At 59.0% G+C, this 21,839-nt stretch carries 19 protein-coding genes and 1 other annotated feature; of the genes, 1 reads left to right on the plus strand and 18 read right to left on the minus strand.

Annotation, left to right across the window (positions count from 1 at the left end):
- Nucleotides 1-30: 30 nt before the first annotated feature.
- From zapA to Q7F15_RS14640, 5 genes are all read right to left on the minus strand, one after another.
- Nucleotides 31-297 carry a cell division protein ZapA gene (gene zapA, locus Q7F15_RS14620; RefSeq protein ID WP_171566643.1) on the minus strand — a complete coding sequence of 89 codons (267 nt, stop codon included), beginning with the start codon at nucleotides 295-297 and terminating at the stop codon, nucleotides 31-33.
- A gap of 90 nt (nucleotides 298-387) precedes the next feature.
- Complete coding sequence (pheT, locus tag Q7F15_RS14625; RefSeq protein WP_171566644.1) at nucleotides 388-2,811, minus strand: phenylalanine--tRNA ligase subunit beta; 2,424 nt, start codon at nucleotides 2,809-2,811, stop codon at nucleotides 388-390.
- A 20-nt stretch (nucleotides 2,812-2,831) separates the two neighbouring features.
- Nucleotides 2,832-3,866 carry a phenylalanine--tRNA ligase subunit alpha gene (gene pheS / locus Q7F15_RS14630; RefSeq protein ID WP_171566645.1) on the minus strand — a complete coding sequence of 345 codons (1,035 nt, stop codon included), beginning with the start codon at nucleotides 3,864-3,866 and terminating at the stop codon, nucleotides 2,832-2,834.
- Between the two features lie 106 nt (nucleotides 3,867-3,972).
- Nucleotides 3,973-4,239: a binding site (T-box leader), on the minus strand.
- A gap of 158 nt (nucleotides 4,240-4,397) precedes the next feature.
- On the minus strand, nucleotides 4,398-5,213 hold the full coding sequence (rlmB, locus tag Q7F15_RS14635) for a 23S rRNA (guanosine(2251)-2'-O)-methyltransferase RlmB (RefSeq protein WP_304414537.1): 816 nt from the start codon (nucleotides 5,211-5,213) through the stop codon (nucleotides 4,398-4,400).
- 3 nt (nucleotides 5,214-5,216) lie between these two features.
- Nucleotides 5,217-5,870: a potassium channel family protein gene (locus Q7F15_RS14640; protein ID WP_171566647.1), complete on the minus strand. Its 654-nt coding sequence runs from the start codon at nucleotides 5,868-5,870 to the stop codon at nucleotides 5,217-5,219.
- Nucleotides 5,871-6,068: 198 nt separating this feature from the next.
- Between Q7F15_RS14640 and sspI the strand changes: the two genes are divergently transcribed.
- Nucleotides 6,069-6,305, plus strand: coding sequence for a small acid-soluble spore protein SspI (gene sspI / locus Q7F15_RS14645; RefSeq protein ID WP_171566648.1), 237 nt, complete (start codon nucleotides 6,069-6,071; stop codon nucleotides 6,303-6,305).
- Between the two features lie 131 nt (nucleotides 6,306-6,436).
- Here sspI and Q7F15_RS14650 read toward each other — a convergent pair whose 3' ends face one another.
- From Q7F15_RS14650 to sat, 13 genes are all read right to left on the minus strand, one after another.
- On the minus strand, nucleotides 6,437-6,802 hold the full coding sequence (locus Q7F15_RS14650) for a DUF1294 domain-containing protein (protein WP_304414538.1): 366 nt from the start codon (nucleotides 6,800-6,802) through the stop codon (nucleotides 6,437-6,439).
- Nucleotides 6,803-6,806: 4 nt separating this feature from the next.
- The gene (locus Q7F15_RS14655; protein ID WP_304414539.1) at nucleotides 6,807-7,424 is read right to left on the minus strand and encodes a DedA family protein; all 618 of its coding nucleotides are present in this window, start codon (nucleotides 7,422-7,424) and stop codon (nucleotides 6,807-6,809) included.
- A gap of 216 nt (nucleotides 7,425-7,640) precedes the next feature.
- On the minus strand, nucleotides 7,641-9,425 hold the full coding sequence (locus tag Q7F15_RS14660) for a B12-binding domain-containing radical SAM protein (RefSeq protein ID WP_304414540.1): 1,785 nt from the start codon (nucleotides 9,423-9,425) through the stop codon (nucleotides 7,641-7,643).
- Between the two features lie 105 nt (nucleotides 9,426-9,530).
- A complete protein-coding gene (locus Q7F15_RS14665) occupies nucleotides 9,531-10,037 on the minus strand; it encodes a MogA/MoaB family molybdenum cofactor biosynthesis protein (RefSeq protein WP_304414541.1) in 507 nt (168 codons plus the stop codon).
- A gap of 227 nt (nucleotides 10,038-10,264) precedes the next feature.
- On the minus strand, nucleotides 10,265-10,996 hold the full coding sequence (locus Q7F15_RS14670; RefSeq protein ID WP_171566653.1) for an N-acetylmuramoyl-L-alanine amidase family protein: 732 nt from the start codon (nucleotides 10,994-10,996) through the stop codon (nucleotides 10,265-10,267).
- A 60-nt stretch (nucleotides 10,997-11,056) separates the two neighbouring features.
- A complete protein-coding gene (locus Q7F15_RS14675) occupies nucleotides 11,057-12,034 on the minus strand; it encodes a peptidylprolyl isomerase (protein ID WP_171566654.1) in 978 nt (325 codons plus the stop codon).
- 221 nt (nucleotides 12,035-12,255) lie between these two features.
- The gene (locus tag Q7F15_RS14680) at nucleotides 12,256-13,650 is read right to left on the minus strand and encodes a sodium:solute symporter family protein (protein WP_171566655.1); all 1,395 of its coding nucleotides are present in this window, start codon (nucleotides 13,648-13,650) and stop codon (nucleotides 12,256-12,258) included.
- Nucleotides 13,651-13,920: 270 nt separating this feature from the next.
- Nucleotides 13,921-15,015, minus strand: a complete 1,095-nt coding sequence (gene leuB / locus Q7F15_RS14685; RefSeq protein WP_171566656.1) for a 3-isopropylmalate dehydrogenase — start codon at nucleotides 15,013-15,015, stop codon at nucleotides 13,921-13,923.
- 109 nt (nucleotides 15,016-15,124) lie between these two features.
- Nucleotides 15,125-16,657, minus strand: coding sequence for a 2-isopropylmalate synthase (locus Q7F15_RS14690; protein ID WP_171566657.1), 1,533 nt, complete (start codon nucleotides 16,655-16,657; stop codon nucleotides 15,125-15,127).
- Between the two features lie 59 nt (nucleotides 16,658-16,716).
- Nucleotides 16,717-17,739: a ketol-acid reductoisomerase gene (gene ilvC / locus Q7F15_RS14695; RefSeq protein WP_171566658.1), complete on the minus strand. Its 1,023-nt coding sequence runs from the start codon at nucleotides 17,737-17,739 to the stop codon at nucleotides 16,717-16,719.
- Between the two features lie 60 nt (nucleotides 17,740-17,799).
- Nucleotides 17,800-18,294 (minus strand): acetolactate synthase small subunit, encoded by a 495-nt coding sequence (gene ilvN, locus Q7F15_RS14700; protein ID WP_171566659.1) that lies wholly within the window; start codon nucleotides 18,292-18,294, stop codon nucleotides 17,800-17,802.
- A complete protein-coding gene (ilvB, locus tag Q7F15_RS14705; protein WP_171566660.1) occupies nucleotides 18,295-20,031 on the minus strand; it encodes a biosynthetic-type acetolactate synthase large subunit in 1,737 nt (578 codons plus the stop codon). It abuts the gene before it with no gap.
- A gap of 632 nt (nucleotides 20,032-20,663) precedes the next feature.
- A complete protein-coding gene (sat, locus tag Q7F15_RS14710; protein WP_171566661.1) occupies nucleotides 20,664-21,830 on the minus strand; it encodes a sulfate adenylyltransferase in 1,167 nt (388 codons plus the stop codon).
- Between the last annotated feature and the right edge of the window lie 9 nt (nucleotides 21,831-21,839).

Below are 21,839 nucleotides of genomic sequence, written 5' to 3' on the forward strand. Positions count from 1 at the left end.
ATACACTGCCCCTCTTTTTATGTGATTCGTCTATGCTTGGTTCGCGTCGTCATGCAGGATCTTCAACAGTGCCTCGTACTCCTGTCGCAGGCGGAAGTACTCGTCCGCAATGTTGACCGCGGTGAGCACGGCGATTTTGGCCGTGTCCAGGCGATGGTTGCCCTTGGCGATTTCATTCATCTTGTCATCGACGAAACCGGCCACCATGCGGATATGGTTTACGCTTGCCTTTCCGCTCAGCCGGTATTGCTGGCCAAATATATCAACCGTCAACCGATTTTTCCCATCACCTTGCACGAAGGCTTCCTCCTTCAACACTACTCTGCGACTTTTGTACTCCTGTATCTTTTTTAGGTTACTGAAAATGTCAGAATCCGTCAAGGTCCCTTACATGCGCAGTTCCGCGCCCGTTTGCGCCTTCAGTGCGTCCACGACGGCGGCAGTCACCTGCTGGATTTCGTCGTCCTGCAGCGTCCGTTCCGGATGGCGGAAGACGAGGGAGAAGGCGACGCTCTTCTTGTCGGCGGCGATGCGCTCCCCGGTGTAGACGTCAAACAGCGTGAGCGATTCCAGGAGCTCTCCTGCCGCCTGGCGAATCGCCGTTTCGAGAGCGGCCGCCGGCACACTGCGGTCCACTACCAGTGCGAGGTCGCGGGTCACGGCCGGGAACTTGGGCAGCGGCTTGTAATAGCCTGCATCCTCGACTGCTGCTGCCAGCTCCGTCAGGTCGAACTGAAACACGTACGTTTCCGACACGTCGTAGGTTTTTTCCAGTGCCGGGTGAATCTGTCCGAGATAGCCGAGACGCCGCTCGCCGACCCATACCTCCGCCGTGCGGCCGGGGTGCATGCCAGCCAGATCGGATGCAGGCTTGTAGGTCGCACCGACAATTCCCAAGCGGCTCAGGAGTGAGTCAACCAGTCCCTTGACGAGGTAAAAATCAACCGGCTGGTTTGCGCCCATCCAATTCTGCGGCAGCCACTGCCCGGTCAAAGCTGCCGCCACGTAGAGGCGTTCCTCGGGAAGCTGTGTCAGCTTTTCTTCTGTGGTCAGAAAGACACTGCCCAGTTCAAACACGGCCACATCGTGGTTTTGCCTGTTTTTGTTGTAGGCGATCGTCTGCAGAAGGCCAGGGATCAGGCTGGTGCGCAGCACGCTGTGCTCTTCGCTCATCGGCATGGCCAGCGAAATCGGCTTGGCGTCAATGCGGTGCAGACCGGCTACATCCCCCACCCGCTCCGCGTGAACCAGGGAGTAGGTAATCGCCTCGTGCAGTCCCGCGCCAATCAGGTGGTGGCGAATTGTCCGGCGCAGACGCTGGTCGGGGGTAAGCTGCCCCTGTGTGGCCTGGCCGCTCGGCAAGCTGGTCGGAATGTTGTCGTAGCCGTACAGGCGGGCCACTTCCTCCACCAAATCCTCCGGCAGGGTGATGTCACCGCGGCGGGTCGGTACGGTGACCGTCCAGGTGCTGCCGTTCTGCTCATACGAAAAGCCCAGGCGGTCGAAAATTGCGGAGACGTCCGCTGCGGTCAGCGACGTGCCCAGATGCTGGTTGATCTTCTCCAGCGCAACCGTTACGACGGCCGGCTTCACTTCACGGACAACAGCCGACGCCACTCCTTTGGAGACGGCCGCGCCCGACAACTGCTGGATCAGCGCAGCAGCCCGCTCGCCTGCTTCCTGGACGCGCGCCTGATCGACGCCTTTTTCCCAGCGGACGCATCCTTCCGTGCGCATGCCCTGGGTCCGAGCCGTGCGGCGAACCGTCTGCGGCGTAAACCAGGCGGCTTCCAAAATAATTTCCGTCGTCTCGTCGGTGATCTCCGAGTTGGCGCCGCCCATCACGCCGGCGATGGCCAGCCCTTTTTCCCCGTCGGCGATCAGCAGGGTCTGGCTGTCCAGCGTTCGCTCCTGATCGTCCAGCGTGACCAGCTTCTCCCCGTCTTGTGCCAGGCGCACGACGATGGCGCGGTCTTTTACCTTGGTCGCGTCAAACGCGTGCAGGGGTTGGCCGTATTCCAGCATGACGTAGTTGGTCACGTCCACGACGTTGTTAATCGGCCGGATCCCCGCCGCCATCAGGCGGTTTTTCATCCACTGCGGCGAACTGGTGATTTTCGCTCCGGTAAAGTGGCGTCCCACGTAGCGGTAGCAGTGATCGTCCGCTTCGATGCGCACGCTTACCGGATTGTCGCCGCCGTTTTCCGTGACGGCAATCTCCGGCAGCTTGACCTCCCGGCCGAGAATGGCTGCCACTTCGTAAGCGACCCCGATCATGCTGAGGCAATCGGAACGGTTTGGCGTCAAGCCCAGCTCCAGCACGTAGTCGTCAAGCCCCAGGTAAGAGACCGCATCCATGCCCACTTCGGCGTCCTCGGGCAGGACCATAATCCCTTCCTGCTGGTCTTTGGCCAGCAGCTTGTCATTGAGGCCCAGTTCCTTGGCCGAACAGATCATGCCGTGCGACTCCACGCCGCGCAGCTTGGACTTCTTGATGTGCAGGCCGCCCGGCAGTTTCGCTCCGATCAATGCTACGGGCACTTTTTGTCCCTGCGCCACGTTGGGCGCACCGCAGACGATCTGCAGGTCCTCGCCTTGTCCTGCATCCACGATGCAGACGCTCAGGCGGTCGGCGTCCGGATGCTTGCTGCGCTCCTTGACGTACCCGACCACTACGTTGGAGACGCCGGCGTTGCGCGGCTCTACAGTCTCCACTTCAATCCCGCTTCTGGTCAGCTTTTCCGCCAGTTCGTACGGGGTGATATCGTGTAAATCCACGTATTCCGACAACCATTGGTACGATACCTTCATCTCTGAAACGACTCTCCTTTCTAGCCTCGGTTGAACTGCCGCAGGAAGCGCACGTCATTGGTGTAGAAATGGCGAATGTCCTCTACCCCGTACTTCAGCATGGCGATGCGCTCCACGCCCATTCCGAAGGCAAACCCGCTCACTTCCTGCGGATCATAGCCGGCCATTTCCAATACGCGCGGGTGCACCATGCCGGAGCCGAGAATCTCGATCCAGCCCGTCTGCTTGCAGACGCGGCAGCCGTCTCCGCCGCAGCTGAAGCACTGCAGGTCCACTTCCGCGCTCGGTTCGGTGAACGGGAAAAAGCTGGGGCGCAGGCGGATTTGCTGGTTGGCCCCGAACATCTGGCGGGCAAACGTGAGCAGAATCCCTTTCAAGTCGCTCATGCCAATGCCTTTGTCGACGACCAGCCCTTCGATCTGCGTAAACTGGTGGGAGTGGGTGGCATCGTCGTCGTCGCGCCGGTACACCTTGCCCGGAGAGATGATTTTTACCGGCGTCTGGCCGGCCTTTTTCAGCATGGTGCGCGCCTGCACCGGAGACGTCTGGGTGCGGAGCAAAATGTCCTCCGTCAGATAGAACGAATCCTGCATGTCGCGCGCGGGATGATCCTTGGGCAGGTTGAGCATCTCGAAGTTGAAATGATCCGTCTCCACCTCGGGCCCTTCGGCAATTTCAAAGCCCAGACCGATGAAAATGTCCTCGATCTCTTCGATAATGCGGGAAAGCGGGTGCATCGTTCCGGTCGGAACCGGACGGCCGGGCAGTGTAACGTCCAGCGTTTGCGACGCCAGTTTGGCTTCCAGCGCTGCTTGTTCCAGTGCGGCCTGCTTGTCGGCAAACGCCGCTTCCAGCGCCGCGCGCACCTCGTTGACGAGCTGGCCGACGACAGGCCTCTCTTCCGGCGAAAGGCTGCCCATTCCGCGCAGAAGCTCGGTCAGTTCACCTTTTTTCCCCAGATATTTGACGCGCAGGTCTTGCAGCTGACCCGCGTCTGCGGCCTGGCTGATCTGGTCCAGCGCCGCCTGTTTCATCTCCTGTAACCGCGTTTGCACGTTGTATCGCTCCTTTGCTCAAGATTTGCAACCTTCCTGCGGTCCCGTCCGGCTGCGGCTGCCGCGTAAACCGGGAGGGCCCCGAAAAATAGAAAAACCCGCCCCGAAAAGGGACGAGCTGTTACTCGCGGTACCACCCTTGTTAAGCAGAAGGCTTTTCCCCCAACGATGCCTGGGGAACCCAGTCTTCCGCCTCACTTTGACCATGATAACGGGAATGTCCCGGCTGCTCCTACTGGGCTCGTCTCGAGCGGTTCAGAGTGCGGCTCCAGAGTGAATTCGGCAGACATGGCGTTGGGATGCTTTCAGTCTGCGGCATCTCCTCCCTGCAAACGCATGGGGCCTGCGTACTACTCTCTGTCATCGCTTTCCGTTATATTACACACATTCAGGAAAATTATAGCGCAACCCTGGCGAACTTTCAATGATGCAAATCCTGCATGCGGTCAAGCGATTTTCCAACAGGCGCTGTGGCCATGGCTTGGGACGAACGCAAGCGGCTGGCGAAGCGTGTGCAGCGGACAGCAGCCGCTACCTATGCCTGCGTCTGCGCTGCGCCTCGTAGATGAGGATGCCGGCGGCGACCGCCGCATTGAGCGATTCCGCCCGTCCGTACAGCGGGATGTGCACGAACCCGTCAGCCGCTTCGCTCACGGCACGGGAGACCCCCCGCCCCTCATTGCCGATCACGATTGCCGTTTTGCCTGTGTAATCAGCCTCGTCATACCTGAGGCTGTTTTCATGGAGGGAGGACACGATAACCCGCGCGCCTTGCCGTTTCAATTCGGCGGCGGCCTCCAGCAGCGGCCGGGAAAAAACGGGCAGCCGGTACAGCGCCCCCATCGTGGCCCGCACCACTTTGCCGTTGTACGGATCGACGCTGCCTTTGCCGAGAATCACTGCGTCGACACCAGCCGCTTCCGCCGTGCGCAGCATGGTGCCGAGGTTGCCCGGGTCCTGAATCTCGTCCAGCATCAGCAGCAGGTAATCACGTTCTTCCGCCGCCTGCAGCCATGCGTTCCAGTCGTGCTCTGTCTTTTTCACTTCGGCGACAATTCCCTGCGGTGTCTTGGTCTCCGACAGCTTGGCCAATACCGCCGCGGAAGCGGGAACTACTTCGACTTCCCCCGCGCGCCTGTCAATCGCCCGCCGGCAGGCCGGGTCCATCTCCCGGCTGCTGTCGTACAGGACGGTGATCACCTCCGCGCCGCTGTTCAGGGCTTCTTCCACCAAATGGGCCCCTTCGACGAGAAACCGCCCCTGCTCGTCCCGTCCTTTTCGCTCCAGCAGGCGGAACAACCGCTTCACCAAGGGGTTATGCACCGATTGTATGACGTCGTGCTTCATTGTCTACGCCTGCTCCTCAAATGCATTCAGATGTTTGTTGTTGCCGATGACGACCAGCACGTCCCCGTACTGGATCACCTCGTCCGGACTGGGGGCGATGTTGAACTTCTCGCCGCTTTTGATGGCGATGACGTTCACTCCGTATCGGGCGCGGATGTCCAGCTGACGCAGCGTCTTGCCCACCATCCCGGATGAGACCACCACTTCGGCCACGCTGTAATCCTCCGCCAGTTCAATAAAGTCAAGCACATTGGCGGAGATCAGATTGTGGGCGACGCGCACCCCCATGTCCCGCTCGGGAAACACCACCCGATCCGCCCCCACCTTGTACAGCACCTGACCATGCCGCTCGTTCTGCGCTTTGGCGACGATCTTTTTCACGCCCAGTTCCTTGAGGATCAGCACGGTCAAAATGCTGGCCTGAATGTCAGCCCCGATCGCGACGACGACCACGTCGAAGTTGCGAATGCCGATCTCCTTCAGCGCCCGCTCGTCGGTCGAATCGGCGGCGACAGCGTGGGTGACGTACTGGATGTTCTCGTTGATGCGCTCTTCGTTTTCGTCAATGCCCATTACTTCATAATCCATCTCATACAGGGTCCGGGCCACGCTGGAACCAAACCGGCCCATCCCGATGACGGCAAACTGCTTTGACATGCTTTTCCACTCCTTGTGCTGTGGCCACATGACCAAAACGTCCTGCCTGGGCTGCCCCATCCGGAGCACCGGCAGGGCACTTTTAATACCAAGCATTATACCACAACGCTTCCATCGGCTACAAAACGGGTATGAGCCGACGATGCGGGACGAATACTATAGGCGCAGCCATCACGACAAAAGGAGTGGATGTCCGCCATGAACATTGCCGCACTCAATCTGCGCCAGGCGATCATGTACAAAATGCAGGGCTCCAGTGCCAACGACGTGCAGGAGACGATCACGGACGCGATCGCAAGCGGTCAGGAAAAAACCCTGCCCGGTCTGGGCGTGCTGTTTGAAGTCCTGTGGCAAAACAGTGATCAGGCGACTCGGCAGAGCATGGTGCAAACAATCGCCGACCATCTGCCAAAACAGGCACAATCGCCGGTGTAAGGACGCTTGGACCAGCGGGAGAGGCGCTGTCGTCTCTCCCGTTTTACGTGCGTCACAATTCCGATTTTGCATCCACCTGTTGGACGAAAAACCCCCCCTGCTTAGCAGGAGCGGCTTCTCTCACCAGTTGCCTATTGGTTGAACAGACAAACCCATATCAGAACGATCTGAACTGCGCAAATGAGCGGCACCCCCGTCATGAACAGCGCATGCCGGGTCTTGTGGCGCCAGGCCAGCATGCCCAACAGCGCGCCCGCTCCGCCGCCCACCAACGCGCTCAACAGCAGGCTCGCCTCCGGAACGCGCGGTCCGCCCCGCCGCGCAGCACGCTTGTCAGCGGCCATCAGACCGGCGGCGTACACGTTCAGCACCAACAGTCCCGCTGCGACAAACGGCAGACGCGACAGCCACCAGCCGCACAAAACGAGCAGCCAGCCCGCCACCCATACCGCGTTGCGGCGCTGCCTGTGCCTTGTTACCCATTTATGATGACGCATCTCTTTATTCTCCTTTTGCCCGAAAGGAGCGGCCGGCCAGAAACAAGCGGTGAACCGCCCAGCCCGCAACGAGCAGCGCGATCACGATAAACAGGGCGAAGAAGCCGTAGGTGCGGATCATCGCCACGACCACATCCACGTTTTTTCCGAACACGTAGCCAATCAGATAAAAAAGGATCGTCCACAACAACCCGATCGGATAGGACAGGACCGCGTAGCGCCGATACGTCATCCCGCCCATGGCGACGATGTAGGGAACGACGTGGCGAACGACAGGAAACAGATAGCTGAAGCAGAGGGCATAGGTCCCGTACTTTTCCACGAGACCGGTGGAGCGCTCCACCGTATGCCTCATCTTCTCACTCTTTGACAACCATGCAAGGATCGGCCGGCCGAAGAACTTCCCCAGTAAAAACCCAATCGTCAATCCCGAGGCCACGCCCAGGTAGCCGGCAAGAAACGCGCAAACAGGGTCCAGCAGCGCCAAGGACGCCAGAAACCCGCCGGTAGCGACGACCAGTTCGTCGGGGATCGGCAAACCGACAATGCCCAGCCAGAGCAAAAAGAAGATGGCCGCATATCCATATTGCTCGATAATTGACATCAGCATGTTCATTTCCATGACGCAAAATCCCCTACCCTCGCCACTCAGCGGCATTGTTTCCTGTCCATTTCCGGCATAGTTCCTTTTTCACAACCTGTAAGTAATACGGTTCGGGGCAAAAAAAGTTACGTGTGCACCGTCATTCCGTCCGCAGGCTGCCGCGGCTGCGCCTTCTTTCATCCAGCGATCCGTATCACGTTCTCCAAATTTGTATTCTGCCCCGTTTTTGTCCACTTACGCCAATCCGCTCGCGGCAGCTTCCCGTCTCACCACGACAAAGTCGTTCTCCCGTCCGTCTTCATACGGAAAATATACCACCAGAACATAGTCCCCTTCCACCAGCTCACCCGTCTTGATCCACGTCGCAATGTCAAAGCTGATGTTAGCCAACAGTGTGTGCTTGAAGAAGTCCTTTTGCTGCGCCGCCCGCCGGGCAAAGTCAGGCGGGAGATCATCCAGCCGCTGTTGCACTGCTTCAAAGGCTGCCTGCATCTCCCGTTTGTCCAGCAGATCATCCCACCACAGCTTGCGCGGACGGTGCTTCTGCTTGCGCAGGTAGTCAAATTTCATCAGGCTGATCACGTGGTCGAGGTGCTCCACCTGCCGCGTCTCCAGGAAGCGGCGCAGCCGCACAAACAGGTCTTCCAACTGGTGGCCGATCCGGCTCCAGCCCTGTTCTTCCCAAAAATCGCCGAATGCCTGGAAGAAATCAAATGGCGTCTCAAAACAGCGGGTCACCAGCCATTCCAGTGTGGTATCCATGCGGTGGGCGTTCCAGTATTTTTCCAATACGTCCTCCACCCGCTTGATCCGCTGGATGTCGGCAAACGACAGGACGTTGTTGCCGAGAATCTCATACGGCGCCTCGTCCATGAAAATGTACCCGTGGTTGGCCGCACGCGCGCGGACGCCGGTGCCGCGCAGCATTTTCAAAAAGCCGAGCTGCAGTTCCTCCGGCCGCAGCGCAAAGACGTCGTTGAATGTCTTGCGGAAAGAGTGGTAATCCTCCTCCGGCAGACCGGCGATCAGATCCAGGTGCTGGGCAATTTTTCCCGACTGCTTGATCCGGGTGACGGTGTGGGCCAGACGATCGAAACGCTGAATCCGCTGGACCAGCCGGTTGGTCTCGTCGTTGGTGGACTGGACGCCGATCTCAAAACGGAAAATGCCGGGCGGCGCGTTTTCCGTCAAAAAGTCGAGTACGTCGGCGCGCAGGATGTCGGCGGTAATTTCAAACTGAAAGATCGTGCCGTTGTGGTTGTCGATCAAAAACTGAAAGATTTCCAGCGCGTATTTTTTGTTGATGTTAAACGTGCGATCGACGAACTTGATCGTCTTGACACCGTGCTGAATCAGCCGCAGCAGGTCGGCCTTCACCCGCTCCAGACCGAAATAGCGCACGCCGTCCTCAATCGACGACAGGCAGTACTGGCATTTGAACGGACAGCCGCGGGACGCCTCAAAGTAGACGACGCGGTTGTTCAGTTCGTCCAGGTTGTCGGCATACGGAGACGGAATCGTGTCCAGGTTTTCGATCTGCGCCCGGGGAGCGGTGAAGCGCACGTGCCCCCCCTCGCGATAGGCAATCCCGGCTACATCCCGCAGGCGGGGCGGCTCTCCTGTCCGGCGGGATTCGTCGTAGACCTGCAGCAGTTCCAAAAACGTCTGTTCTCCCTCACCGATGACGATCACGTCAATCTCCGGATGCTTCTTCAACCACTCGTCGGCGTCGTAGGTCACTTCCGGCCCGCCCAGCACCACCGGCAGGTCGGGCCGCACCTTTTTCAGGTTGCGGATCACATCGAGCGTCTCGCGGATGTTCCAGATGTAACAGGAAAAGGCGGCAACGTCGGGTTGCCGCTTGTAGACGTCGGCGACAATGTTGAGCGTCACGTCGTTGATCGTGTATTCAACCAGCTCGATGTCGGGAAACGTCGGCCGGGCGTAGCTTCGCAAGTAACGCAGCGCCAGGGATGAGTGAATGTACTTGGCGTTCAGCGTAGACAGTAAAATCTTCATGTGTCTGTCGACTCTCCTTGAAATACGTGCTTGTTCTATCCGTAACCGTAACACAAGCCGCCGGCAGCGGCAAATGAAGATCCTGGCTCCGGCGGCCCTGCCCGCCTACTTGTTCAGTTCCCGGACGACGTGCCCCAGTTCTGGCACGATCAGCCGAGTCATCGCCAGCCGCACTGCACCGGTGGAGCCTGGGGTGGAAAAAATCGCTTTTCCCTTCCGGGTGCCGGCAATGGCCCGGCTCAACATTGCCGCCGAACCGATGTCCTCGGTGTAGCTGAGCATGCGAAACAGTTCGCCAAACCCGGGCATTTCCTTCTCCAGCAGTCTGGAGACCGCCTCATACGTGTTGTCGCGCTGAGACATGCCGGTGCCGCCGTTCAGAAGGATCACCTGTACTTCCGGATGGGCAATCCCGGCTTCGATCGCCGCTTCCACCTCCGCCGGCTCATCCTTGACGATCCGGTACAAGATCGCGGCATGGCCGGCCTCCGCCAAGAGCTCTTTCATCAGCTGTCCGCTCTTGTCCGTCTCCTCGGTGCGCGTGTCGGAAACGGTAATCACCATGCAGCCCACCCGTTTGGGGGCCCCCGCTTTGTGTTCCTGTGTGCTCATTGCCACTCTCTCTCCTGTCTTGGCAGGCTGCTGCCCTCCCCATGGGGAACAACACACCCGCCGCTTTATCGCAAACGACCCTGTCTTGTCTGAAGCCATGATACCATGGAGCGAAAAGTCTATCCAGTCGGCTGCTTGAAGCGGTGGTGATCGACGGCCATCAGGCCCGGGGCACAATGAAAGGCACCGTCCAACCAGTGACGTTGTACGGTGCCCCTGCTGTGTTATTAAAAGCCCCACCAGTACCGGTGCATCCCGTTCGCGTATTGGGTGGCAAGCGTTTGACGGAACGAGCTCTGCGCCAGTTTGGACGCATCGGAGGCGTTGGAAATGAAGCCGGTCTCGCCAAGCGTCGCCGGCATATTGGTATAGGTCAGCACGTAGTACGCATATTCCTTCACCCCTCGGTGACTGGAGAAGGAACTTTTCAATTGATTGTACGTTTCGGTAGCCAATCGCTTGCCGTTTACCGATCCCGGGTACGCGTACGTCTCGATTCCGTTGGCCGAAGTGTTTGTCGCGGAGTTGATGTGCATGGAGACAAAGAAATCGGCATTCCTGGCGTTGGCAAATGAGGTCCGGCTGGACAGGGAAACGGTAGTGTCAGAGCTTCGCGTCATGTACACCGTAGCCGGATAATTGGCCACAATGTAGTTTCTGGTCCGCAGCGCGATGTCCAGCGTCAAGTCCTTCTCTTTCAACCCGTTGCCCGTGGCGCCCGGGTCGTCCCCGCCATGTCCGGGGTCGATGACGATGATTGGATTGGCGGCCATTCGAATCGATTCCTTGTCAAAGACGCGTTTGTCCGCTTCCTCCCGCTTTTTCGGGTCGAAGTTGCGCGGGGCGGGTTCACTGTCCCACGCTGGTTCGTTGGCGATTTCCCTCTCCGCAAACGCGGGAGCGGCAGCCGCCAAGCTGCTCACAATCAGTGTGACAGCCAACATTTTTGACCATTTCATACCCATCTCTCCTTTTTCCTGGTTTTTTTCTATTCGAAACGACGAATCGTCTCGGATAGACTACGCATGCGATTGGAACAACAACTGCAACCGCACAGGCAGGTCACTCCAGAACGCCCAAAAGCGATTGTTTTTTAAATTTTCTGTAAACAAGCAGTACAGATTTGCCCTCTTCTGCTCCTCCAGCCATTTTCCGTACACAATTGATTCTTTCTCCAGATAGAGCGTCCGGTAAATCTTTTCCCTCACTTCCGCAAGGCTTTGCGTTTTGGCCGGCATTATCTCATCCGGCAAAAACCAATACGTCCACTGTTCAGAGACGATCGGACCGACGACCTGCTTTATGGGCGAGCGAAACACGGCCTCAGCAGCCTCCTCGCCGACAGTGGCGGACAGTTCGGCTTGTGAAATCCATTCGTGGAATCCGGCTCGTCCCTCCAGATCGTACTCTTTGAGGAGGGAGGGAAAACGTTCTGCACGGATGGTTTTCAGCTTGTCCATCAACGGCTTGTCAGCTTGTCCAGCCCGGACATAATAGATGGTGCGCAGTTCGGGAATGCGAAACGACTCGAGATGCTCCCGGTAGTAGCTGTTTATTTCTTCCTCGGACACGGTGATCTCCCCGGTTACCCTACGCTTCACTTCAAAACCGATCAGGGCCCGCCGTATGTTCGTGACGCTGTCCGCTTCCGTCATGTTCATCTGCCGCAGCACCTGTTCGCGCTCCTCTTTCGTGCTCCCCAACTGCTTCATGTGCTCGTCGATGATTCGCTCGTCAATCCGGACGCCCATTTGTCTCCCCATGTAGAGAACCAGTTCTTCCAAACTGCGCTGTTCCAGCAGCCTTTCCTCTTCTTCTGGCGTATGCGGCCTCCCGTGAAAATAGATGGGTTTGATTCTCTCCCAGTCATCTTTGCGAAAGATGTGGTCGCCGGCAACAAAGAGAATCGGCTGGTACACCGCCATAGCGTAGATCAGCATCGCTGTCAGCGACAGGCATGCCGCGCACAAAAAGAGCCATTTCTTGCGCGTTTTCATCCAATCACCTGCGTCTCGGTATGGATAATTTTAATAAATATGCAAAAATATACCTATTCCTATAGTAACAGGAATTTACATTTTTGGGTATATATTTTTGAATATTTTTTATTTTCCTTCTTTTGTTTTGACAATAGGGAAACGCACCTTCAAAAGCAGAACATGCAGCCTTTTGCTCATGAAAAGGCTGCATGTTTCAAGAAAAGGTATGGCCCTCCTGCTCAGCCCATCGGCCGAAGCGACGGGGTGTTGCGTGCGATCATGCGGCCGGCCAGCAATGCAGCCGCGCTCCACAGACCGCTCACGTACAGCGGATCGATGCCGGTGAGGGGCAACAGCCACCACGCCCAGACGAGCGCGAGCAACGGTGCTCCCCAGACTGCCACGACCGCCCAATGCCGCTCCACCGGTGATATGTGAAAGAGGTAGAACAGCACCGGAAAGAAGATCGTCACTCCCCTGAGCGTCATGGCCAAAAATGCCCAGTGCAGGATCAACGCGTTTTCGTCCAGGCATACCACCGCATAGGCAACTGCGATGACGACCAGTATGAGCGCCCGGGACAGGCGCAGCTTGCTCTCCTCTGAACGGAACCGGGCGGTGTAGCGCTGGATCACGTCCCGGTTGAGGATCGTGGCGATGCTCAGCGCCAGAGCCGCTCCGGTCATCACGACGGACAGGAGTATGACGGCATAAGCGGCTCCCGCCAGCCAGGACGGTGCATGGATCAGGAAAAACATCGGGACAGCCTCGCGCGGCGCCAGCTCGGGGTGGGTGTCGTGCATGAACATGCCGATCCAGGCGCTGACCAGCCCGATGAGGATGATGATCAGACCGGCTGCAATCGAACCGCTGCGCGCTTCTCGTTCACTGCGGCTCGCAAAGATAGGCTGCAGATAGGCCTGCGTGGAAAAAATCCCCACAATCATCGACGCTCCCTGCACCCATCCCAGTCCCGCTTCGGGAACCACCAGGGAAAGACGCCCCTGCTGCCACCAGCTGACAATCGTCTCACCGCCCAACGCTCCCCACAGCCAGACACCCGTTCCCAGCAGCAGGAGGATGAGCATAACCGTTTTCAGCGTGCCGACGATACTCGCCCCCATAAATCCCCCGGCCAGCACGTAGGCGAAGATCAGAACAGCGGGAATCAGCGCCAGCAGCGGCAGCGGAGCCTTCCAGAAGACGGAGACAAAGGGCAGGGCGGCCAACAACTGCGCGATCACCTGGATAAACATCCCCAGCGACAGAAACAGGCTGGCTCCAAGCTGGGCTCGTCCGCCGTACTGCGTGCCGATCAGCTCGGGCAGTGTTTCCACCTGCAGCCGGAGGAAGCGAGCGGCACACAATCCGAGCAGGATAACAGCCACCCCGCCTCCCAGCGTAAACCACACTGCGGCCAGTCCATGCCGGAAAGCAAGTTCGCCCGTGCCGACAATCGACGTGCCGCCGACAAATCCGCCGACAAGCGCACCGGCCACCATTCCCGCCGACAGCGAACCGCTGGCGTTGCTAAAGTCACTGCTGCGGCGAACGGATCGCTTGGCGATCAGGCCGGCAGCGATCGTACACGCCAAAATGGCAACAAAACTGAGCAGAAAGCCAAGCGAAGACACGATGACACCTCTTTCGCACGAATCAGGAAATTGCGACTCATTCTATGAATGTTATTAGTATATGACGAGAACCGGTACAGTGACAAGTAAAAAACCACCGTGAAGACGGACCAGCGTGTAGGCTAAGTCCATGGCACGCAGTGGCTCCTGATGAAACGGCTATGTCGCCGGCCCGGTATGCTGGAAAACGTTTTTGCCAATCGGAAAAACCCTGAGTCTCCGTCCAATCCGTCGGACGAAGACTCAGGGTCTTTTTGCGGTACTCTGCTCTTATCGGGAAATGGCCTGGCTTTGGAGAGCTTCGCGGACCAGTCTGCCCATCTCCGCCGTACCGATCGCCCGGCTGCGGTCGGCAGCGATGTCACCGGTCCGGTGCCCCGCCTCCAACACCGACCAGACCGCACGCTCCACTGCGTCCGCTGCCGCGTCCATCCCGAATGAGTGGCGCAGCATCATCGCCGCAGAGAGAATCGTTGCCAGCGGATTGGCGATGCCTTGGCCGGCGATGTCAGGTGCCGAGCCGTGAACCGGTTCGTACAGCCCAAAGCTGCCTTCCGCCAGGCTGGCCGACGCCAGCATACCGATCGAGCCGGTCAGCATCGCTGCCTGATCGCTCAGGATGTCGCCAAACATGTTTTCCGTAACGATCACATCAAACTGCTTGGGCGCGCGAACGAGCTGCATCGCGCAGGCGTCCACCAGCATGTGGGACAGTTCCACATCAGGGTAGTCGGCTGCCACTCGTTCGGTCACCTTGCGCCACAGGCGGGAGCTTTCCAGGACGTTGGCCTTGTCGACCGAGACGAGGCGCTTCTGCCGCTTGCGGGCAATGTCGAAGGCAACGCGCACGATGCGCTCGATTTCCGCTTCGTGGTAGATGCACTGGTCTTCCGCCACTTCGCCATTGGGCCCGTCATAGCGCTTTTTCTCGCCGAAGTAAATGCCGCCGGTCAGCTCCCGGACAACGATCAGATCGACTCCGGAGACTACTTCCGGTTTGAGCGAGGAGGCCTCCACCAGCGAAGGGTGCATCGTCGCCGGACGGATGTTGGCGAACAGCCCCAACGCCTTGCGGATGCCGAGCAGCCCCGCCTCCGGACGGAGATGGCCCGGATTCTGATCCCACTTGGGACCTCCCACGGCGCCGAGCATCACCGCGTCCGCCTCCTTGGCGATCCTCAACGTCTCTTCCGGCAGCGGCGTGCCGTCCGTGTCGATGGCGATTCCGCCGATCCGTCCGTGCTTGAATTCAAATGTAACTCCTTCCCGTTCCGCCACGAGGGAGAGAACCTTTACTGCTTCCTCCATGATCTCCGGTCCGATTCCATCCCCGGGCAGAACGGCAATGCGAAAGGTTTTCTTCATCGTTTCATCCCGCTTTTCCGTGTATAGTTGTTTCTATTATATAGTGGTTCTGTACGTACTCTTTTCCGAACGTTCCTGGTTTCTCTTCCATCCTATCCTGCCGTCCTCGTCAGTTGGCGGCCACTGTCAGCGTGTTCTTGCGCTCCAGGATCTTGTTGACGGCCCGCACATACGCGATCGCGCTCGCCTCCAGCACGTCGGTGCTGACCCCGCGACCGGTAACGGTAAGGTCTCCCTGCTGCAGGCGGACAAACACTTCCCCGAGCGCGTCCTTGCCGTGCGTGACAGAAAGAATCTTGTAGTCCGTCAGCGTGACTTCCTCGCCTGTCGCCCGGTCAATCGCCTTGTAGATCGAGTCGACGGAACCGTTGCCGCACGCCGCTTCCTCGCACACTGTACCGTCGGCACGCACCAGTCTGACACTTGCCGTCGGCAGGGAGATGTTGCCGTAGGAGAGCTGCACCGACTCCAGCCGGTACATTTCTGTTCCGCGAACCATCTTGGCGTCAACCAGCGCGAGGATGTCGTCGTCGCTGACTTCTTTCTTCTTGTCGCACAAGTCCTTAAAGGCAGCAAACGCTGCGTCGATTTCCTCCTGTTCCAGATGGTAGCCCAGTTCCATCAGTTTCTCCTTGAAGGCGTGACGGCCGGAGTGTTTGCCCAGCACCAGTTTGTTCGACTTGAAGCCGACCGTCTCGGGACGGATGATTTCGTAGGTGGATGCCTCTTTCAGCACGCCGTCCTGGTGAATGCCGGACTCGTGGGCAAACGCGTTGGCCCCTACCACCGCCTTGTTGCCCGGTACGATCATCCCGGTCAGACGGCTGACCAGCTGGCTGGTGCGGGCAATCTCTTTCAGGTTGAGCTTGGTCGTGGCCTGGTAGTAGTCCTTGCGGGTCTCCAACGCCAGTGCCACTTCTTCCAACGCCGCGTTGCCCGCCCGTTCGCCGATGCCGTTGATCGTGCCTTCCACCTGGGTCGCGCCCGCTTCGATCGCCGCCAGGCTGTTGGCCACGGCCATGCCGAGGTCGTCATGACAGTGACAGCTCAAGCGGACTCCTTCGATACCGGGAACGCGCCGGCGCAGTTCGCGGAAGATGTTGCCGTACTCGTACGGCGTCATGTAGCCGACCGTGTCGGGGATGTTGACAGTGGTGGCGCCCGCCTTGATGACTGCCTCCACCACTTCCGCCAAAAAGTCAATTTCGGTGCGGGCTGCGTCCTCCGCGGAGAACTGGACCTGCGAGAAGTACTTCTTTGCGTAGGTAACCGCCTCCACCGCCCGCGCCAGCACCTGCTCCTTGCTCATCCGCAGTTTGTACTGGCGATGGATCGGCGAAGTTGCGATAAAGACGTGGAGGCAGGCATCCTGCGCGTGGCGCAGCGCCTCGTACGCCTTATCCATGTCGTCCTTGACGGCACGGGCGAGGCTGACGATGGTGGAATTCTTCACCCGCTTTGCCACGTCGGCCACGGACTTTTGATCGCCCGGGGAAGCAGCGGCAAACCCCGCCTCGATTCTCGTTACGCCCAGCTTCTCCAGCTGCAGGGCGATCTCCACCTTTTCGTTCGTGCTGATGTTGACACCGGGAGTCTGCTCCCCGTCGCGCAATGTTGTATCAAAAATCTCTATGGTCCGCATGAACTCTCCACCTCCACTGGGTTCCCATTTCAATCTTTTGTCAGCCATTTTTCAGGCTGTTACTGACCAACCTTTGCTTCTTCTTTTTTTGTCTCGTTGTTCAGCCAGGACATCATGCTGCGCAGCTTCGCCCCTACTTGTTCGATACCATGCTCCGCTTCCAGACGGCGGCGTGCGTTGAATGCCGGACGGTTTGCCTGGTTCTCCAGGATCCAGTTGCGGGCAAAGGTGCCATCCTGGATTTCGGCGAGCACTTTTTTCATTTCCTGACGTGTCTGTTCCGTGATGATGCGGCGTCCGGTGCTGTAATCGCCGTATTCGGCGGTATCACTGATGGAGTAACGCATGCGGGCGAGGCCGCCTTCGTACATCAGGTCGACGATCAGCTTCAGCTCGTGCAGACATTCAAAGTAGGCGATCTCCGGCTTGTAGCCTGCTTCCACCAGGGTGTCAAAACCAGCTTTCACCAGCTCGCTCACGCCACCGCAGAGTACTGCCTGCTCCCCGAACAGGTCGGTTTCGGTCTCTTCGCGGAAAGTCGTTTCGATGACGCCCGCTTTGGTGCAGCCGATGCCGCTCGCGTAGGCCAGCGCCGTCTCTTTTGCCCTGCCCGACGCATCCTGATAGACAGCGATCAGGCCCGGCACGCCAAAGCCTTCCTGGAAGACGCGGCGCACGAGGTGACCCGGGCTCTTCGGCGCCACCATGATTACGTCAACATCGGCCGGCGGCACGATCTGGCCAAAGTGGATGTTAAAGCCATGGGAGAAGCAGAGCGTAGCTCCAGCTTTCAGGTTGGGTGCGATTTCGTCGCGATACACCTGAGCCTGGCGTTCGTCCGGCATGAGGATTTGCACCACGTCGGCGCGGCTGGCTGCTTCAGCAACGGTTACCACCTGGAAGCCGTCCTTAACCGCCTGTTCCCAGGACTTGCCCGGACGCAGGCCGACGATTACCTGATAGCCGCTGTCACGCAGGTTCTGCGCCTGTGCGTGCCCTTGGCTGCCGTAGCCGATGATGGCGATGGTCTTGCCTCGCAATGCCTCTTTATTTACGTCTGCTTCGTAGTACATGTTTACCATTTTTTAGCCTCCTTAAAAATTTTTAGATGGAATCACTATTCTGAATTTGACTGCTGCTGCTTACACGGTGGCCGGCACCACGCTGCGCGCCATCGCGAGCGTGCCGGTTCGCGTCAGTTCGACGACCCCGTAGTTCTGCAGGAGCACCAGCAGTGCATCGATTTTCTCGGTATCTCCGGTCACCTGCACAATCAGCGAGGTGGGGCCGACATCGACGATCGTCGCCCGGAACGGTTCGACGATCCCGTTCAGCTCCGCAAGCTGGCTCGGCGTGGCGCTCACCTTGATCAGCGCCAGTTCCCGCGACACGAACGGATTCTCGCTCAGGTTGGTCACCGAGATCACGTCGATCAGTTTGGACAACTGTTTCATCAACTGCTCAATTTTCTGTTCGTCACCCCCGGTGGTGATGATCATCCGGGAGAGACCCGGCTCTTCGCTGGCGCCCACCGTAATGCTGTCGATGTTGAAGCCGCGCTGACCAAACAGATTGGCGACACGCATTAACACGCCGGGGTAATCGTTGACGAGTACCGCAATCGTATGTCGCTGCATCTATTCGTCCCCCAATACCATTTGATCTAATGTGTTGCCCGCTGCCACCATCGGGTAGACGTTTTCCTCCTGGGCCACCCGGAAGTCCACGACCACCGGACCGTCATGCCGGAGCGCCTCCGCCCAGACATCTTCCGCCTCTTGCGGCGTGGTTGCCCTCAGTCCTTTGACGCCGTACGCTTCCGCCAGCTTGACGAAGTCGGGGCTGTGGGTCAGGTCAATCTGGCTGTAGCGGTTGTCGTAGAACAGCTGCTGCCACTGACGCACCATGCCGAGGCACTGGTTGTTGATGATTGCCACCTTGACCGGCGTGTTGTACTGGGCGAGAATCGCCAGCTCCTGACTGGTCATCTGGAAACCGCCGTCTCCCACCACCGCGATCACAGTGCGGTCCGGATGGGCGATTTGCGCCCCGATCGCCGCCGGGAAACCGAATCCCATCGTGCCAAGGCCGCCGGAGGAGATGAGCGAACGGGCGTGCTTGAACTTGTAGTACTGCGCGACCCACATCTGGTGCTGACCGACGTCTGTGGTGACGATCGCTTCCCCGTTGGTGGTGCGGTACAAGAGCTCGATGACTGCCTGCGGCTTCAGCACCTGCTCGTCGCGCTTGTAGCGGTACGGATGCTGCTCCTGCCACTGTTTCAACTGGGCGATCCAGGCTTCCGAGTCGCACGCGGTGACGAGCGGCAGCGCCTTTTGCAGCGTGCTCTTCACGTCGCCTGCCACCTTGACGGCGGTGGCTACGTTTTTGCCCAATTCCGCCGGGTCGATGTCGACGTGGACGATCCGGGCCTTGGGGGCAAACTCTCTGGTGCGTCCCATCGTGATCCGGTCGTCAAAGCGGGCGCCGAGGCCAATCACACAGTCTGCGTTGAGCAGCGCCTGGTTGGCGGTGTAACTGCCGTGCATCCCCGGCATGCCCAGCGCCAATTCGTGTACGCCAGGGAAACCGCCCAGTCCCATGAAGGTGTTGATCACCGGAATCCGCGTCTTTTCCGCGAAAGCGAGCAGTTCCCGGTCGGCCCCCGCCGATATGATCCCGCCGCCGGCGAGAATGACCGGACGCTTCGCTTCCCGGATCGCCGCGACGAACGCCTGCACGTCCTCATCGCTCGGCACCTGAGATGCCTGGTAGCCGCGAATTTCCACAGTTTCCGGATAGCTGAACGGCGCCTTGGCGTTGCTCACATCCTTGGGGATGTCGATCAGGACCGGTCCGGGCCGCCCCGTCGTGGCGATGTGGAACGCCTCTTTGACGATGCGCGGCAGGTCGCGGACGTCGCGAACGAAGTAGCTGTGCTTGGTAATCGGAATCGTGATCCCCGTGATGTTGGCCTCCTGGAAGGCGTCGGTGCCGATCAGGTTCTGGGCCACGTTGCCGGTGATGCAGACCAGCGGCACGGAATCCATCTGCGCGGTGGCGATGCCGGTCACCAGGTTGGTCGCCCCCGGGCCAGAGGTGGCGATGACGACGCCCGGCTTTCCGGTCGCCCGCGCATACCCGTCGGCGGCGTGAATCGCGCCCTGCTCGTGACGGGTCAGGATGTGCTTAAAGTAGCTGCCGTACAGGGAGTCGTAAATCGGCAGCACCGCACCGCCCGGATAGCCAAAGATGTACTCCACCTGCTCCAGGATGAGACATCGCAGAAGCGTCTCCGCTCCCGTCAACTCCTCACCGAACCGGACCGGCGGCATGCCGCTTTTTCCCTGCAATTCGGCGATCTGAACACTCATTTTCTCTCCTCCTCCACTCCCATATTGAAAAAACCTATTGGCTAATAGAAAAACCCTTTCGCCCCGACACGGTTCTGGTTCCATGTCTGCTTGGGGCGAAAGGGTTCGCGGTACCACCCAACTTCATCGGCGCCTCACGGTCAGCCGATCTCAGCCAGTCATTTCGTCGACTGCAACACGCTAACGGGTGTCATCCGGTCTTGCCTACTGATTGACGGACAGGAGCAACGTTCGGCAAGACGGCTCGGAGGTGAGCAGTGCGATCGCATTCTTTACCCATTCTCAGCTCCCTGGGCTCTCTGTAAAAGAAGAGGCGGGCACCATCCTCGTCACAGCCTGTGATTATACCAATATTGCCAATTTTGAAGTTGTCAGAAAATAAAGTGTTATGTCTGATTATAGTCACGCGCCCAAGGGGTGTCAACGAGATCAAAAACATTTTTCCAGACTTTTGTCCGAACGAATGTTCAGTCAAAAACCGCGAAACGGCGCGGTTTTTACGTGTAAGCGGATACATGAAAATCGCTTTCTGTCCCCGCTTTTCTGCCCGGCATAGACCTAAAGCAGGACGAAGAAAAAAGCCCGGGAAAATCCCCGGACCCGCTGCCTCAGAAGATTGGTTTTCTCCTCCGTCACGATTTGGCGCAGCCTGCTTCAGCCAGCCCGGCGATCAGCACCTGGGCCACCTCGGGCCGGGTAATCTCGGGCGGCGGCGTCTGCCCGCTCTTCAGCATTTGCCGCACCTTGGTCCCGGACAGCGCCACGTGCCATTCCGCTCCGTGCGGGCAGGTCTTGGCTGTGGCCATCCCCTGGCAGGCCGTGCAGTAAAAGCTGTGTTCAAAAAAGAGCGGCTGGATGCCCAACTCACCCGGCGAAAATGCGGAGAAAATGCGCTGGGCGTCGTAGGTTCCGTAAAAGTTGCCCACGCCGGCATGATCGCGGCCGACGATAAAATGGGTGCAGCCGTAATTTTTGCGCACGAGCGCGTGGAACACCGCTTCCCGCGGACCGGCGTAGCGCATCGCGGCGGGAAAGGCAGCGAGGAAGACGCGTTCCGGGGGGTAATAATGGCGGAGCAGCACCAGATAACTTTCCATGCGTACGGCGGCCGGCACGTCGTCCGCCTTCGTTTCGCCCATGAGCGGATTGAGGAACAACCCGTCGACGATTTCCAGCGCCGTTTTCTGAATGTACTCATGCGCCCGGTGGATCGGATTGCGCGTCTGAAACCCAACGACCGTCTTCCAGCCCCTTTCCTTGAACGCAGCCCGCGTCTCTGCCGGCGTGCAGTAATAGGCGGCAAACTGCCGGGGGATCGGCCGCTGCATTAGCTCGATGGGACCGCCCAGATAGAGGGCGGGCTTGGCAAAGAGCTTGCTCACGCCGGGATGGGACGGGTCTTCGGTGCCAAAGACGAGCCTCGCCTCCCGCCGTTTGTCTGGACGATACCGGCTTTCGACGGTGAGCACGGCGTATGCCTTTCCGTCTTCTCCGCGCAAGAGCAGGCGCTCACCCTCCCGCACATCCGCGTATTCCTTCTCATCAACGGCAAGCGTAACCGGCAGCGGCCAAACCGTCCCGTCGGCCAATCTCATCGTCTCCACGACGGCGTCGTAATCGCGCTCCCCCAGAAACCCGGTCAGCGGAGAAAACGCCCCGATCGCCAGACAATCGAGATCGGACAACGTCCAGCGGTCGACCGTCACGCTTCGCAGCCGCTCGTCAACGCCATCCTGACAGGCATTTTCCGCGAGCCGATTGACCAGCGTACCGCCGTGCGGCAGGATCGTATGGCTCATGCTCATTCC

The sequence above is a fragment of the Brevibacillus aydinogluensis genome (assembly GCF_961514395.1).
In the GTDB taxonomy this organism is placed as follows: Bacteria; Bacillota; Bacilli; order Brevibacillales; family Brevibacillaceae; genus Brevibacillus; species Brevibacillus aydinogluensis.

Excerpts from the sequence above, each read along its gene's own strand:
- pheT (WP_171566644.1), bottom strand. The coding sequence starts at position 2,811 with ATGAAGGTATCGTACCAATGGTTGTCGGAATACGTGGATTTACACGAT.
- rlmB (WP_304414537.1), bottom strand. The coding sequence starts at position 5,213 with ATGAAGCACGACGTCATACAATCGGTGCATAACCCCTTGGTGAAGCGG.
- Q7F15_RS14640 (WP_171566647.1), bottom strand. The coding sequence starts at position 5,870 with ATGTCAAAGCAGTTTGCCGTCATCGGGATGGGCCGGTTTGGTTCCAGC.
- sspI (WP_171566648.1), top strand. The coding sequence starts at position 6,069 with ATGAACATTGCCGCACTCAATCTGCGCCAGGCGATCATGTACAAAATG.
- Q7F15_RS14650 (WP_304414538.1), bottom strand. The coding sequence starts at position 6,802 with ATGCGTCATCATAAATGGGTAACAAGGCACAGGCAGCGCCGCAACGCG.
- Q7F15_RS14655 (WP_304414539.1), bottom strand. The coding sequence starts at position 7,424 with ATGGAAATGAACATGCTGATGTCAATTATCGAGCAATATGGATATGCG.
- Q7F15_RS14660 (WP_304414540.1), bottom strand. The coding sequence starts at position 9,425 with ATGAAGATTTTACTGTCTACGCTGAACGCCAAGTACATTCACTCATCC.
- Q7F15_RS14665 (WP_304414541.1), bottom strand. The coding sequence starts at position 10,037 with ATGAGCACACAGGAACACAAAGCGGGGGCCCCCAAACGGGTGGGCTGC.
- Q7F15_RS14670 (WP_171566653.1), bottom strand. The coding sequence starts at position 10,996 with ATGAAATGGTCAAAAATGTTGGCTGTCACACTGATTGTGAGCAGCTTG.
- Q7F15_RS14675 (WP_171566654.1), bottom strand. The coding sequence starts at position 12,034 with ATGAAAACGCGCAAGAAATGGCTCTTTTTGTGCGCGGCATGCCTGTCG.
- leuB (WP_171566656.1), bottom strand. The coding sequence starts at position 15,015 with ATGAAGAAAACCTTTCGCATTGCCGTTCTGCCCGGGGATGGAATCGGA.
- Q7F15_RS14690 (WP_171566657.1), bottom strand. The coding sequence starts at position 16,657 with ATGCGGACCATAGAGATTTTTGATACAACATTGCGCGACGGGGAGCAG.
- ilvC (WP_171566658.1), bottom strand. The coding sequence starts at position 17,739 with ATGGTAAACATGTACTACGAAGCAGACGTAAATAAAGAGGCATTGCGA.
- ilvN (WP_171566659.1), bottom strand. The coding sequence starts at position 18,294 with ATGCAGCGACATACGATTGCGGTACTCGTCAACGATTACCCCGGCGTG.
- ilvB (WP_171566660.1), bottom strand. The coding sequence starts at position 20,031 with ATGAGTGTTCAGATCGCCGAATTGCAGGGAAAAAGCGGCATGCCGCCG.
- sat (WP_171566661.1), bottom strand. The coding sequence starts at position 21,830 with ATGAGCCATACGATCCTGCCGCACGGCGGTACGCTGGTCAATCGGCTC.